17 protein-coding genes are annotated in these 14825 nt (G+C 32.4%); 11 read left to right on the forward strand and 6 right to left on the reverse strand.

Going from position 1 to position 14825, the window contains the following annotated elements; all coding sequences use genetic code 11:
- Window positions 1-33: 33 nt before the first annotated feature.
- On the reverse strand, window positions 34-351 hold the full coding sequence (locus AC5ZCW_RS13040; RefSeq protein WP_496120269.1) for a hypothetical protein: 318 nt from the start codon (window positions 349-351) through the stop codon (window positions 34-36).
- 112 nt (window positions 352-463) lie between these two features.
- Here AC5ZCW_RS13040 and AC5ZCW_RS13045 point away from each other — a divergent pair, with 112 nt between their 5' ends.
- The 6 genes from AC5ZCW_RS13045 to AC5ZCW_RS13070 all read left to right on the forward strand — a co-directional run bounded on the left by AC5ZCW_RS13045 (window position 464) and on the right by AC5ZCW_RS13070 (window position 3477).
- Complete coding sequence (locus tag AC5ZCW_RS13045) at window positions 464-700, forward strand: helix-turn-helix domain-containing protein (protein ID WP_111283324.1); 237 nt, start codon at window positions 464-466, stop codon at window positions 698-700.
- 72 nt (window positions 701-772) lie between these two features.
- Window positions 773-1267 (forward strand): hypothetical protein, encoded by a 495-nt coding sequence (locus AC5ZCW_RS13050; RefSeq protein ID WP_496120271.1) that lies wholly within the window; start codon window positions 773-775, stop codon window positions 1265-1267.
- A 318-nt stretch (window positions 1268-1585) separates the two neighbouring features.
- Complete coding sequence (locus AC5ZCW_RS13055) at window positions 1586-2401, forward strand: DoxX family membrane protein (protein WP_496120273.1); 816 nt, start codon at window positions 1586-1588, stop codon at window positions 2399-2401.
- Between the two features lie 34 nt (window positions 2402-2435).
- A complete protein-coding gene (locus AC5ZCW_RS13060; protein WP_496120275.1) occupies window positions 2436-2930 on the forward strand; it encodes an SRPBCC family protein in 495 nt (164 codons plus the stop codon).
- A 14-nt stretch (window positions 2931-2944) separates the two neighbouring features.
- Window positions 2945-3184 carry a hypothetical protein gene (locus AC5ZCW_RS13065; protein ID WP_281631829.1) on the forward strand — a complete coding sequence of 80 codons (240 nt, stop codon included), beginning with the start codon at window positions 2945-2947 and terminating at the stop codon, window positions 3182-3184.
- 20 nt (window positions 3185-3204) lie between these two features.
- Window positions 3205-3477 (forward strand): hypothetical protein, encoded by a 273-nt coding sequence (locus AC5ZCW_RS13070; protein ID WP_496120277.1) that lies wholly within the window; start codon window positions 3205-3207, stop codon window positions 3475-3477.
- A 92-nt stretch (window positions 3478-3569) separates the two neighbouring features.
- On the opposite strand, the gene AC5ZCW_RS13075 is transcribed toward AC5ZCW_RS13070, so the two are convergent.
- From AC5ZCW_RS13075 to AC5ZCW_RS13085, 3 genes are all read right to left on the reverse strand, one after another.
- The gene (locus AC5ZCW_RS13075) at window positions 3570-4556 is read right to left on the reverse strand and encodes a hypothetical protein (RefSeq protein WP_496120279.1); all 987 of its coding nucleotides are present in this window, start codon (window positions 4554-4556) and stop codon (window positions 3570-3572) included.
- A 182-nt stretch (window positions 4557-4738) separates the two neighbouring features.
- Complete coding sequence (locus AC5ZCW_RS13080; RefSeq protein ID WP_496120280.1) at window positions 4739-5530, reverse strand: DUF5995 family protein; 792 nt, start codon at window positions 5528-5530, stop codon at window positions 4739-4741.
- Between the two features lie 180 nt (window positions 5531-5710).
- Window positions 5711-6082, reverse strand: coding sequence for a GreA/GreB family elongation factor (locus AC5ZCW_RS13085; protein WP_496120281.1), 372 nt, complete (start codon window positions 6080-6082; stop codon window positions 5711-5713).
- Window positions 6083-6503: 421 nt separating this feature from the next.
- On the opposite strand from AC5ZCW_RS13085, the gene AC5ZCW_RS13090 reads away from it, so the two are divergent.
- Window positions 6504-6929: a copper resistance protein NlpE N-terminal domain-containing protein gene (locus AC5ZCW_RS13090; RefSeq protein WP_496120283.1), complete on the forward strand. Its 426-nt coding sequence runs from the start codon at window positions 6504-6506 to the stop codon at window positions 6927-6929.
- Between the two features lie 5 nt (window positions 6930-6934).
- Window positions 6935-7348 carry a lysozyme inhibitor LprI family protein gene (locus AC5ZCW_RS13095; RefSeq protein WP_496120284.1) on the forward strand — a complete coding sequence of 138 codons (414 nt, stop codon included), beginning with the start codon at window positions 6935-6937 and terminating at the stop codon, window positions 7346-7348.
- A 98-nt stretch (window positions 7349-7446) separates the two neighbouring features.
- On the opposite strand, the gene AC5ZCW_RS13100 is transcribed toward AC5ZCW_RS13095, so the two are convergent.
- On the reverse strand, window positions 7447-9075 hold the full coding sequence (locus AC5ZCW_RS13100) for a hypothetical protein (protein WP_496120285.1): 1629 nt from the start codon (window positions 9073-9075) through the stop codon (window positions 7447-7449).
- Window positions 9076-9352: 277 nt separating this feature from the next.
- On the opposite strand from AC5ZCW_RS13100, the gene AC5ZCW_RS13105 reads away from it, so the two are divergent.
- The 3 genes from AC5ZCW_RS13105 to AC5ZCW_RS13115 all read left to right on the forward strand — a co-directional run bounded on the left by AC5ZCW_RS13105 (window position 9353) and on the right by AC5ZCW_RS13115 (window position 13413).
- Window positions 9353-11662 (forward strand): type IA DNA topoisomerase, encoded by a 2310-nt coding sequence (locus AC5ZCW_RS13105; protein WP_496120287.1) that lies wholly within the window; start codon window positions 9353-9355, stop codon window positions 11660-11662.
- 387 nt (window positions 11663-12049) lie between these two features.
- A complete protein-coding gene (locus AC5ZCW_RS13110) occupies window positions 12050-12526 on the forward strand; it encodes a DUF6265 family protein (protein WP_496120289.1) in 477 nt (158 codons plus the stop codon).
- Between the two features lie 20 nt (window positions 12527-12546).
- Window positions 12547-13413 (forward strand): hypothetical protein, encoded by an 867-nt coding sequence (locus AC5ZCW_RS13115; RefSeq protein WP_496120291.1) that lies wholly within the window; start codon window positions 12547-12549, stop codon window positions 13411-13413.
- A gap of 49 nt (window positions 13414-13462) precedes the next feature.
- Here the strand turns inward: AC5ZCW_RS13115 and AC5ZCW_RS13120 are convergent, their stop codons facing one another.
- The gene (locus AC5ZCW_RS13120; RefSeq protein ID WP_343542295.1) at window positions 13463-14623 is read right to left on the reverse strand and encodes an MFS transporter; all 1161 of its coding nucleotides are present in this window, start codon (window positions 14621-14623) and stop codon (window positions 13463-13465) included.
- Between the last annotated feature and the right edge of the window lie 202 nt (window positions 14624-14825).

Here is a 14825-nt window from a genome sequence, read left to right on the forward strand (position 1 = left end):
CTGACTTTTGCGTTTTTTTGATACTCAATAAAATTAAAACCTACACAAATCATCCAACAACTCCATTTCATCTTCTGGTAATAACTGCAAGGCAATTTCAAGCAAAGTCATTACATTGACATTATTGTCTTTTGTAAAACTCGACAAACCGTTTGCATCAGGATTAAGCAAAATAATACTTGCTTTTAGCAAATCTGAAACCATTAGATTTACTTCGTTATAAGAAGATACTTTTAGCAGTATGGTAAACGAGTTGGTTTCTTTTGGCACTGGTTTTAGTTTGGTGAAATATCTTCCTTTATTTATTAATTCTAACAATTCTTCGGCTCTTTCTCTATTTTGCGCTTCCATTTATATATAAGATTTAATTTACAATTTTAAACAAATATACAAAAAATCAGTAACATACAACCCCTTTTTTACATTCACTTAAAAACAATCGATTACTTGTAATTTCATTTCTATGAAAAGAGAAAGAAAAAGTGAAATTCCAGAAGTTGTAAAAGACCTAGGAATCAAGATTAAAGATATAATTGAAGAAAAGAAATTCAAGCGACGAGAGGTTGCTCATGATGCAGAAATGGATGTTGAAAGTCTAAGAAAATACATTAAAGGCTCGCAAGAAATGAAAGTAAGCACTTTGTTTAAAATTGCACAAGCTTTAAAAATTCATCCAAGTGAATTGATTAAGGATTTGTAGACTGCTCCAATATTACAGATTAAAACTTAATCAAATATTCTAGTAGAAAGAATACTTAACCATTAACAAAAAATGAAAAGCATCTTACAAATGATTATTGTTATCGCTGTTATTTTTAATGTAATGGCCTCTTTAATTCTAACAGTCGTAGACATTTATTCTGATAGATATTTTGCAGAATATGAAAACATAAAAAGCTTTAAGAATAAAAAATTATACATGACTGATGATTTTTTATTTATAGAAAGTGGCACTCAAGATACAGGAGCAGATAACGGAATAGGACATTTTGTTGTCGAAGGAAGATTATTGAGTAATAATTCTAAAATAAGACTAATAGCAGACAAAGAAGAGTATCTTGATTTAAATTTAAATAAACAACCACTTTACAAAAGTAGTTTAACCAATGACTTTTTCTTGAGAGATGCTCCTTCAGAATATTATCGTGATAAATTTATTTCTTTTTATTTAGGAATTTATTTTAAAGCATCTTTTTATCTTATAATAAGTTTTATATTTTATTTCATTTTAAGATATATAAAGATACGCAGATATCGATTATTATAACCCGATGGCAAACAACTAAGCTAATAATATCCTCCGCTAACGCGAGCGTCCCGCTCGTGCACACAATCATTCTGTTTCCTTCTAGTTTTGTCATTTCGAGGAACGAGAAATCTTCGCGAGTAGCTCCGCAATCAAAATCGCTAATCTTTGTAGAGCTACTTGCGAAGATTTCTCCTTACGTCGAAATGACAATATTGTGCAGAGAAACTGGCGAGAAGCAAACTGCAAAAAACCAACTCTCATTAAATCAGTATTTTAGCAATAAATTTATATATTTGGTTATACCAAAAACAAATTTACTATCTAAAACCATTATTAATGAAAGGACTTATTAAACTCGGCCGTTTATTTTACGGTATTGGCATTATTGCTTTGGGAGTACATCAGCTTATTATTAAAGATTTTCGATCTGAAATTTTATCACCTTTTCCCGCTTGGGCGCATCAATACCCTGCGTTTTCTATCCTTACAGGAATTATTTTAATATTGGCAGGAATTATTATTTCGGGAATCGTTACCATTACATTTATTGACACCAGAAAAGTCTGTCTTTATTTAGGTTTAGCTTTTCTTGCCGCTTTTATTGTTTCACATATTCCGTTTATTTTCATTTTTAATACCGATAAAACCAACGCCACACAAATCTGGATCAATGCTATTGAAGAACTAACGTATAGCGGCGGAGCGTTTGTATTGGCGGGTTCTTATAGTGCGAATAAAAGCGAAAGCAAATTCGACAAATTTCTAGAAAAACTTATTCCAGTTGGGCGAATTTTCTATTCGCTTTTAATGCTTTTGTTTGGTTTAAGCCATTTTCTTTTTGCTGAGTTCGTGTCAACAATGGTTCCGAAATGGTTGCCAGGAACTATGTTTTGGACTTATTTTGTAGGCGTTGCGCTTATTTGTTCGGGCATTTCGATTATTTTTAAGCTTTGGATTAAACCTATTTCGCTTCTTTTGGCTTTAATGCTTTTACTTTTTGTACTTTTCTTCCACATTCAAGATGCTGTTGCAAACCCAACTGTAGGTGGTGGAAATGAAATTGTACGCGCTATTATTGCTTTACTTTTCTGCGGAATTGCATTGGTAATTGCATTAACAAACGATTCTAAAAAACAGGTTTTAGCGAGCTGAGATAATTTAAAAAAATTAGAAAAAAAATCAAATCATGGAAAACTTCGACTGGACTTCTTTCACCAAAAAAATAGCCGTTAAAGCTCCGCTCAGCAACATTTACAATGCTTGGACCACCGCGAACGAACTGGAAAAATGGTTTCTAGAAAAAGTATCTTTTTTTGATGCGAATCTGGAACCAATCAGCAAAAACCAAAATGTTTTAGGAGGCAATGCTTATGAATGGCTTTGGTATTTGTATGATGACGCCATGAAAGGAAAAATCACTTCGGCCAACGGAAAAGACCAATTGCAGTTTACGTTTGAAGGAACGTGTCTCGTAGATATAAAATTGAGTGAAGAAAATGGATACACGATTGTAGAACTACGTCATCATAACATTCCGACAGACGATAATTCGAAAAAATTCATCAGACTAGGTTGTTCCAACGGCTGGCATTTTTATTTGACCAATCTAAAATCGGTTTACGAAGGCGGTTTGGATTTGCGTAATAAAGATGAGAATTTGAATCCTATGATTAACAATTAACTAGATCTTTTAAAATGGATCTTGAGCAAATAGTATTAGGGCGAATTATTCTGGAGTTTTTAGGAGCTTCAGCAAGATTTCTTGGTTACAATTTATGGACTCTTTCAAACGATAATGATTTCAGAACATTTTCAAGTTTCTGGTCACCAAGCGGAAGCAATCAGAAAAAAGATGATAATAGCAATCGCAATCATATGATTGGGGTTCTTTGCTTGGGAGGTTTTGTAATGCTTATGATTATTTTTAATACTTAATTCAAAAGCATTCAATTAAAATGGGATATAATTTTTACAACACAAAAGAAGAGATTTTATATCTCAATAATTCTGGAGAATATGATACTTTGTCATTTTTCAAATTCTGCGCAAATAATCTTTACAGAATAAACGAAAGGATTAAAAAAGGAGAAACCATCAAAATTATAAAAGATATTGATAAAGAATATGCAAAAACGTATATCATTGAAAACACAGCAGATTTTAAAAAATGGGTCGAAAAAATATACTACGGCGGTTTTGAAGATTATCTCGAAACTGGAATGAAATAGTTTTTCTTATAATAGTATCTGCAAAAAACATCCCAAAAAGAAGGTTCTTTTTGGGATATTTTTTATAAATGAAAATACGAGAAAACGGCTTTTTACTGTGGCGCAAATCGATTATGATCGTATAGTTTTTTCTCTGTGATATAATGCAAAATAAGATTCTTTGTCTGTTCTGCTGTCAAATCCTGATTGTATTTTTTTGCCACTACAACTCCCAATCTGTTTTTTTCATCGTTTGACAGGTTTTCAAAATAAGAAAGTATGGTTTCTCTATTTTCCAGTTCGTTAATATCAAAAACTGGAATTATTTCCTGCTCTGCAATTTCTTTCTTTCTATCTGAAACGTTTATTTTCTCTACTTTTTCAGCTTTATTTTCAGAGAAGATTTTAGCTGGAGCATAATTAACCGCAACTTTAGGCTCTGGTTCAGAGGGTAAATCGGCAGGATTCATTTTAGAAACTTCTTTAAAAATATTTCCTAAGACTACTATCAAAACTATTTTTGGCAAAAACACAACGATATCGCTATTAATGACTTTTACCATTTGAAGCGCCGAAACGATTGCGTACACTATAAACGAAAAACCTAAGATTTTAAAGTAATCTTTCAGAACAATATCAATTTTTCTAAGACGGTTTCCTAAAATAACATCAAGTACAATCAATACCACACTGGATAAAAGCAAAAGAATGGCACTCGAAATAGAACTTGTACTAAAGGAGAGCAGCGCATTAACATCGTTTGAAGAAAAATAAACTTTTAGAGACTTAAAAAAAATTACACCAACAGAATAAACTCCTATTCCTAAAAAAATGAAAGAGGCATTTATTAATGAATTTGCTTTATTGTATTGCAATGTTTTATTCAAAAGAACTTTAAGTGCTAGCAAAAGTCCGATCCAGATTAGATTACTAAAAACAGAAAATCCGTTAGCTGTAAGACCATGAAGCCAAGTTTGGTCGACATAAATGAAATCTTTGTAAACTGAAAAAATAAGCATTAAACCAGCATATACAAATGCTACTATTGCAGCGGTATTATAAATTTTAGGCAATCTTGCCTTTGAGGTAATGTTGTTCATAGAATGGTTAGTTTGTTAATGGTTGATTGGGTGGTTATGCAGTCAAAAATATAAAAATATAAGTACAAAATCACTTTAACATTTCAGGAATTTGAATTTGTTTATGATAAAAAACAAAAGCTACAAAATGATGTAGCTTTTTATATTTTCGAAGTAGAAAAACCAATTTTCACGAATCCAAATCACGCCACGATACATTCCATGTTTTTTTCTTCCATGATCTGCATATCGATTATTTTTTGAGCAACAGTTCCTCTTTCAAATAAGCGAATGAATTTAAAAACAGCGCTGACAAAATATCCAGGATTTGAAACCAATCTAGCGATTTCTGTTATTCTCTGGTCTCGTAATTGTGTGCAGGCTTCTCTTTCGTTTTCTGGAACTGCAACAAATTCGTTGGCAAATTTCCATGCGCCATTTCTTGCGGTTTCCATGCTGAAATCGATAAAGAAATTGTCTACTTTACCTGTAAATTTCAATATCCAAGTAAGTGTAGGCCAAATTTTGATTAAGCATTTTTCGACACCACCAACGAGATTGCTCAAAATGAAGTTTATCTTATCAAAATCGGCTTTTAGATCTTCGATATCTTCGACTGTACTGACTTCTGCCGAGGCAATTCCTAAATCGAGGTTGATATGAGCGTTGATTCCAAGCAGTAAATGCTGTAAAACTATCGGCCAGAACTTTTCGGCTTGTTCAAAAGCAAATGCCCAGCACTCAGACGGTTTTTCTTTGGCTTGGTATTGATAATACGCTTTCAAATACCGATTGGCAAAAATAACATCTAGCTTTTCCATTCGTTCACCATTCTGAAAAGAACCCGCCAGAATACCTTCTTTTACTCTTACCGTCACTTCGCGATACAGAATGGCAAATAGACCTAAATTGCTTTGGTCTATTTTTGACTTTTCTATTATTTGATCCAATAACAGAATTACTTCGTCTATAGTTTCAGCTTGTTTCATACTCATTCAGAATTGGTTATAACTAAATTGGGATGAACGAATTTAATTATTTTAAGCTTTCAATGAACGTCGCTTAGAGGTAATTCTCCTCTTATTTCGCACTCTTATTATTTCAAAAAAAATCCCAAAAGAAAACTCTCTTGGGATTTTTACTGACTTTAAAACGAAAACGGACAATATTTTAGATTACTCTTCTACTTTCAAAATTTCTAATTTAAGATTTCCTTTTTTAGCAGGCCATTCAATAATATCGCCTTCTTTGTAACCCACCATGGCGATTCCTTCATCTGAAAGAACCGAAATTTTGTTTTTGCTTACTTTCGCTTTTTCTGGCCCAACAAGAAGAATTGTTTTTTCTTGGTTATTGATATGGTCTTTATAAGTAATTTTTCGATCTATTGAAACCACATCTTCTGGCAGATTTTTTCGCAATACTTGTGTGGCGTGTTTTAACTGGCCTAATAAAAGCTCTTCTTCTTGAGCGGTTACTTTTTTTCTTCTTACGTGATCTTTAATTAAATCGTAGGTTCCTGTTGTTAAAATAATATGTTGCGACATGACTTTCTTGTTTGCTCCATTATTTCTAAGATATGACACAACTCTACAGTAAACAGCACGCAAAGCGACTATCCAACGATATCATATCCTGAATAAATGAGATTAAATAATAAAATTGAAATGGTAAAATATCCCCTGCCTAGAGTTGTGACAGGGCAAAAGAAATAAACTCTTTTGAGCTTTTCAAGAAAGTATCGTCATGCAAATACAGCAACGTGCACATTAAGCACATTAAACAGCTGTTTATTAAATAAAAATTTGCAGTGATCATTATGATGTTAATTGTAATCTGTTAGCAAGATAAGCTTATTTTCTGACAATAAAAAAATTATAAACTTATCAATACGGTTTTACGTAAGGATTTTGATTCTAAACCATTTATTTTTGAAAAACTCTTAAAACTATCCGAAAAACAAAACCAATGAAACTAATACTTACGGCATTACTTTTAATTATAAAATTAAACTTATTTGCACAGTCTAATCAGTTTGCAGGCGATTACACTCGTTCTCTTTCTACAGAAAAACATAAAATTGAATATAAACTTACTTTAAATCAAGATGGAACATTTGAGTTTCATTCGTATTCTAACATACAAGGAGGAACTCCGCAAGAAAGCAATAAATATGGAAAAGGAAAATGGAGTGCAAAAGACAATCTAATTACTTTTTCGTCTGATAAAAAAACAGACTTAGACGAAAAATATACTTTAGATTTTAGCCATTCTACAGCAAGATTTGTCACTAAAAATGCAAGGGACAAAAGTGATAAAGTAGTGAAGACAAAACTTCAATTTTTAGAATCGGAAATCTTCTGGATGAGAAGAATTGATATTTTTAAAGTATAAATGAAATGAAAAAAATATTTGTTTTTATTTTTCTTCTTCTATCTATTGTGGCGTTTTCACAAACAAAAAAAGAGAATCCAATTGATGTTTTAGAATCAAAATGTCTTAATAAAGACAACATTTCTAATGCCGACATGTGCAATTGCACCATACAAGCCCGTGAATCTTGGGATAAAGAATTGAACAAATATTACAATTTATTGAAAACGAAACTCCCAAAAGAAGCCTTTGAAACTTTGAAGGAATCTCAAAAGCAATGGCTTGTTTATCGCGACAAAGAATATAGCTTTATTTCGAAATACTTTTATGAAGTAAAGCAAGGAACCATGTGGTATGCTGTTGCCGAAAATAAAAAGAAAGAAATTGTAAAAACAAGAGCGCGGGAGCTGGAAGAATATTTTAAAATGTTTGAATATTAAAAACTGAATTTAATAGAAATTGTACTTTAGAAATATAAGCTAAACTTCAATACTAAAACGTCTCCTATTCGGAGACGTTTTACTTTTATCTACTTATTCTATTTTGCAGTAGTTTCTAAAATGCAAGTATTAGGACATTGATTTAAGGAAATTATTTGTTTATCAAAAACCTCAAGAAACAAAGGTCCTCCTTTGGTTTTGTATTCTTTTACTGGCGCACTAAAATTATTTTTTTCAAAAACACTGATACGTCCATCACCTGGAACTGCAAAATAAATACGATTGTCTGAAGTAATTTTAGCATCTGCCAAATTAAGAGTCGACGAGTAACTTTTGGTTGTAACCTCTGTAAAATTTTCATAATTAACATCTGATTGAAAACCAAAATTGGTGCTTACAAAGAAACTTTTATCTTCTGATAAAGCAAATAATCTACTGTCGGCAACAGACTCATTCCAAAGTAAATCTGTAGTGATTTGATCTCCGTTTATATCCAGTCTTCTAATTGCCGAAGAACTTCCATATTCACGTCCATCACCATCTAAAATGAAAAAGTAATTATCTTTTCCATAAAATAATTTTGCATTTGAAGCAGCGCCAAAAGAACCATTTCTATTTAAAACCTTATCATTTTTAACATTATAAACAAAAAGGCCACCAATTTCTGCATAAGGGTGTTTCTCTATAAATAAGATGTGTTCATTTATTGGAATTGCAGTTAAGATATCGTAATCTGTCTTAAGATTTATAGTTTTCTTAATCTGATGTGTTTTTAAATCTACTAAAAAGACATTTCCATTTATACTTGGAACATATAAGTCTTTCACTCCATTATACTCACCAATAGAGCAAAAGAATATGTAGCCATTTGTTGAAATCTTAGTACTGGTGAGGGAATTTATATCGTAAAACACAATTTCTCCTTCCTTATTAATAATGATCACCTCATTTTCAACGTATGGATTTTTAAATGTTTGCCCAGGTCTAAATTTCAAACTTCTAGGATTATCTATCATTCCTAAATTTTTGCTCCAAATTGTTTTTCCATTTATAACTTTAGACACGGCATAATATACTATTTGATCTGTATATTGAACAGTATCAGAAATACTATTTTCGTTTTGAATAGTAATACTCTTAAGTTTATTTTTATTATTCATAACATCTTCATGAGATAAAAACGGACTACTCAAGGCATAAACTGTATAACTTTCAAAACCAGCATTAGAATCTCTATCCCAGGTTACTTTCAAACTCCCATCTGCTGACTTTTCTACAGATGTAATTGCAAATGATAAATCCTTATTTTCGAAAGATAAATGGTTTTTACTTACTACAGCTATAACATTCTTTTCTTCATTCAAGTATTCTGTAACAACAGCATACATTACAAAAGAATTATAGGGCACTTTTGTGTCGATAAAACTTGTAGTCCTATTATTTGTAGCTTCAAATACAAGCTCTCCCAAACCTACAACTCCTTCTGGTCTAAAAGATTCATTATTATAAGTATCAAATCGATAGACTTTATAACTCTTAAATTTTTCTATGAAAACAGGTTTCCAATGTACCTCTAACTGGTTTTGATTTCCTTCTAAACTTATTAATTCGGTTTGTGGCTCGAATACTGCATTTTCAGGAATTGGATCTTCATCATTGGAGCAATTAATAAATAGTAATAAAATAAAAAAACAATAAAAGTGCTTTTTAAACTGATTGATATTCATATTTCTTATTGGTTGTGGTATTAGTATAGTAGGATCGAATTAAGCGCCGAAGTTATAAAATTTATCCTCTTACTTCTTTTCTTATTATTAAATATTTTCATTCAAAAAAATATCCTTGCTCTCTTGCCCAATTGAAGCAAAAAAGAATGCATTAGATCAACGTCAATTCTTATAAATAAAAGAGGATGCTAAAATGTCTTTGTCTCTTTGTTACTAACAACCTTTGCCCCTTTCTTCAAAATTCCCTACTTTCGCCTATTAATCAAGAAAGGAAAAAATGAAGGTCTGTATTGCCGAGAAACCAAGTGTAGCGCGTGAAATTGCATCTGTTTTAGGTGCCAATACCAAGCACGATGGTTATTACGAAGGCAATGGTTATGCCGTGACTTACACTTTTGGGCATTTATGCACCTTAAAAGAACCCAATGATTATAAACCGCACTGGAAAAGCTGGGATTTGAACAATCTGCCCATGCTTCCTGAGAAATTTGAAACCAAAGTCGTTCAGAATTCGGGAATTCAGAAACAGTTTAAAATCATTAAAAGCCTTTTTGAGAAAGCCGAAGTGGTTATCAACTGCGGGGATGCTGGACAAGAAGGAGAATTGATTCAGCGCTGGGTAATGAACGAGGCGCATTATAAAGGCGAGATTCAGCGTTTATGGATTTCGTCACTTACAACGGAAGCAATCAAAGAAGGCTTTGAAAACTTAAAGCCATCAGCCAATTACGATAATTTATACTACGCCGGGTTTTCTAGAGCTATTGGCGACTGGTTATTAGGAATGAATGCCACACGTTTGTATACCGTAAAACATGGTGGCTACAAACAGGTTTTATCTATTGGACGCGTGCAGACTCCAACGCTGGCAATGGTTGTGGATCGTTTTAGAGAAATCGAAAACTTTAAACCTCAACCTTATTGGGAATTGCAGACTTTATATAGAGAAACACTTTTTAGTTATGAAGAAGGCCGCTTTCTAAACCAAGAAGATGGACAAATTATAGCAGCGAAAGTTAAAGAAAGTGATTTCGAAATTGTTTCTGTAGATAAAAAGAACGGAAACGAATATGCTCCAAAGCTTTTCGACTTAACAGGTTTACAGGTATATTGCAACCAAAAATTCGGATTTTCGGCTGAAGAAACACTAAAAATCGCACAGACTTTGTACGAGCAGAAAGTAATCACTTATCCCAGAGTAGATACCACTTTTTTACCCAATGATATTTATCCGAAAGTACAGAGTATTTTGCAGAAATTAACCAATTATGCTGAATTGACTCAGCCTGTTTTGGAGAAAAAAATCAAGAAATCGCCAAAAGTTTTTAATGATAAAAAAGTAACCGATCACCATGCGATTATTCCAACGGGAGTTCAAAATAATCTGCCGTTCAATCAACAGCAGGTTTATGATATTATTACCAGACGTTTTATTGCCGTTTTTTATGATGATTGTTTGGTTGCCAACACGACCGTAATCGGAAAAGCTGCTGATGTGACTTTTAAAGCAACTGGAAAAGAAATCTTGAAGAAAGGTTTTCGCGTTGTTTTTGAAGATCCGAATGCGAAAGAAAAAGAACCCGATTTATTGCCGAGTTTTACTGTGGGCGAAAAAGGCCCGCATGAACCTTCTTTCCTTCAAAAAGAAACCAAACCGCCCAATCAGTTTACCGAAGCTACTTTACTGCGTGCCATGGAAACCGCAGGAAAACAGGTTGATGATGAAGATTTACGTGAATTGATGAAAGAAAACGGAATCGGTCGTCCGTCAACTCGTGCGAATATTATTGAAACACTTTTCAAACGCCAGTATATTGTTCGAAATAAAAAACAGGTTTTGCCCACTTTAACAGGAATTCAATTGATTGATACGATTCAGAACGAATTGGTGAAATCGGCAGAACTTACTGGAACTTGGGAAAAACAACTGAAAGATATTGAAAAAGGTACTTTTACTGCTGCTGCGTTTATCCGAAACATGAAGCATATGGTGGAAGCTTTGGTTTATGAAGTTCGAAGCGAAACCAAACATGCCAATATTTCACATGCTGCAACGATTCAGAAACCTGTTGTAAAAGCAGAAAAAGAGAAAAAGAAAGCGGCTGGAATTTCGGCAGAAACATGTCCGAAATGTCAAAAAGGAAATATACTGAAAGGAAAATCGGCTTTTGGTTGCAGCGAATACAAATCGGGCTGTGATTTTGTGTTGCCTTTTGTTTTTCACGATAAAAAAATTACGGAAAGTCAGTATTTAAGATTGGTTCAGAAAGGTTCTACAGTAAATATAAAAGGCTTTAAAACCGATTCTGGAACGGTTGAGGGTTTAATTCGTTTTGAAGAAAATTACAAACTGAAATTAGAGCCAAAGAAAATAGATAAAAAAGCCGAAACAAAAGAAAGTTCAGATGCTTTGACTTGTCCGAAATGTAAAAAAGGAACTATTCTAAAAGGCAAAACGGCTTATGGCTGTGCTGAATACAAATCGGGCTGTGATTTTAAAGTGACTTTTGATGAAGTTCGAGCAAAACTGCAAGACCAAAAACCGACTAAGGAATTGGTTTATTCTATTTTGAGCGCTAGCATTTGATTTTTCTGCCACGAATTTCCACGAATTATTTTTTGAAAATTACTGTGTCTATATTATTTGCCACAGATTAAAAGGATTAAAATGATTTTGTCTCACGCAGATTTAGCAGATTCAGCAGATTTATTTTATACTCTGCATTCTAAAAATCTGTCAAATCTGCTAAATCTGCGAGAAAAAATTTGTGCAATTATTGGAGAAATACACTGAGTAAAGAATCATTTTAATCCTTTTTAATCTGTGGCAGATATAAAAAAAAGAAATTCGCGAAAATTCGTGTAATTTGTGGCAAACTAACAATACGGTTTTTCAGAAAAAAATTCGTGAATTCGTGGCTAAAAAAAAATTCATACTTTAGTAGCATATTACCAAACCCAAAATCTCATAAATATGTTTCAGAAAATTACTCTTTTAGCTCTTGTATTAGCCGCAGTTTCCTGCCAGAAAAAAGAAACGGTTGAAAAAGATAAAATCAAAAAAGCCGACTGGTTAATCGGGAACTGGGAAAATAAATCTCCTGAAGGTGTTTTGTCTGAAAATTGGCAAAAACTAAACGACAGTACTTTTAGCGCTTCTTCTTATTTTATTAAAGGAAAAGACACTTTGCATTTTGAAACTATTGTTTTGGCTCAGTTAGGCGAAACGCTAACTTACAAAGCAACTGTAAAGGGGCAAAACGACGACAAACCGGTTTTCTTCCCTTCTACTTCTGAATCAGATAAACAATTGGTTTTCGAAAATCCGAAACACGATTATCCTCAAAAAATCACTTATACAAAAAGTGCAAACAATACTTTGACAGCAGAGATTTCTGGAAATCTTAACGGAAAACCGAGTTCTGAGAAGTTTGTGATGGCGAAGAAATAATAAATATTATTAATTTAAAGATGAGCTACGATTTATATTTTTTCAAAACTAAAGGAAGTCCTATAACTGATAATGAAATTGAGAATTTTTTATCCTCAGAATTAGTTCCAAAAGAAAATAATCAATGGTTTTTTCATAATTCTGATACAGAAGTATATTTTACTTTCGAAAAAACAGAAAAAGAAAATAATAACGATTCTGAAAATTTTGAAAATTTTGAAGATTTCAAAGATGTAAATATTTCCTTCAATCTAAATTTTCTTCGACCAAGTTTCTTCGGAATCGAAGCATTCGAATTTATAGATAAACTAGTAAATGATTTAGACTTATATGTTTTCAATCCGCAATCTGAAAATGACAAACCATACAAGCCGAATCAAAAAGAATTGTTTAACAATTGGAATAACACAAATTTACATGCAAGTTCAAGCCATTTTTCAGAACAAAACAGTTATTTAGACATTGAAAAATCAAATCAAATTTGGAATTATAATGCTAACCGAAATTTAATTCAACAAAAGTTAGGGAACGCTTATTTTGTTCCTAAAATGTTTTTTTTCAAAACAAAAGAAAACAATGATGTTATCACCGTTTCAAGCTGGACTGAACATATTCCAAATGTAATTCCTAATGCAGATTATTTTTTATTGACTAAAGTTCAAAAAAAATGGTTTAAAACAAAGAAAGAAAATACTTTAATTTCCAGAGAAAAATTATTATCAACTTTTGGAGAATATCTAAATGATCATGATTTTATAAATTGTAAAATCATTCACCCAGAAAATGCGCAAAAAGTTAAGATACTCTTTAATAATATATCTTCAGACTTAAATCTTGAAACTTTTGCTGAAAGAATCCAAATTGAAAGCTTGTTTAATGCAAAATAATAAATAAAACGGTTTGCTAAACTCTAGAACTTACTTAGTACTTTAAAAACTACTCATTCTCCCCGATCTTGTTCACCATAAAAATCATCAGAATACCTAGAAGTGCCATAATAAGAAACGCCCATTTCATGCTTAGATATTCAGAAATAAAACCAACCATTGGCGGAACTAATAAAAATCCGAGGTAACCAATTGTTGATATAGAAGTTAAGGCCGAACCGCTGCTTAAGTTTGAAGATCTTCCGGCAATGCTAAATACTAACGGAACCACGCAAGAAACCCCAAATCCGATTAAAACATAACCGAAAATTGTTGGATACGCATACGGCAAGACAAAACAAAGACCAAAACCAGCCGTTATTAAGATTCCGCTATAAAGCAGGATTTTTTTAGTTCCAAATTTCATTACGCCATAATCCCCAAAAATACGCCCTAAAGTTACTGCCGAAGCAAAAAACACAAACGCAGCGCTGGTTAATTTTGGAGAAGCTTTTAAGATATTTTCGAAATAAATTCCGCTCCAGTCGTACATCGTATTTTCGCAAGCCATAGAAACGAAACAGATCAGGGAAAATTTTACCAGATTTTTTTCTGGCATTGAGAAAAACTTCTTTTTAACTGGAACAGGTTCGTTGTGAATACTCATCGGATAGAAACAAGCTGTCAGCGCCAGCATAAAAATACTCACTCCCAATAAATGATGTGATGGCGCAATTTTCTGTGTTACCATTACATAGCCTAATCCCGCTCCCGAAAAAACGGCAATACTCCAAACTGCATGAAAACGCGTAATAATCGATTTTGGATATAATTTCTGCACTTCAAGAGATTGTGCATTTATAGATAAATTGAAAATATTACGAGAGGCTCCAAAGAACAAAAGTATAATGACTAATTGCCAGACAAATGCCGCCAAACCTGGCAAAGACAAAGCCACATTGAACATTACCGCACCAAGCAGCATAATATATCGACTACTGTATTTGTTTAACAGTTTTCCCGTAAAGGGCATTGTCAACATTAAACCGATTGGAAAAGCAAATAAAACGGCTCCAAATTCGGCTTCAGATAATTTCAATTGGGCTTGTATATGTGGGATTCTCGAAACCCAAGAAGAATAGCCAAAACCAGAAAGAAAGAAAAAAACTGTATTGGCAATACGATATCCTCGAGGCGTATTTTGAATCTTTTTAAAGAATGGTAAAATCATGAAATCGTTTTTCAGACTGCAAAATTAAGCCTTTTTAAAGTTTATCCCACTACAAGTTCTAATAAGAATTTTGATTAATCTCTATAAAATCAACATTTAACAATTTCGACACTAAATGAGAAAAAAATAAAATTGTTAAAACTATTTTAATTTTTACATTTGCATTGTTTTTATTTATTCTAAATAAAATTAATAATTATAA

The organism is Flavobacterium sp. PLA-DH12 (assembly GCF_059511845.1).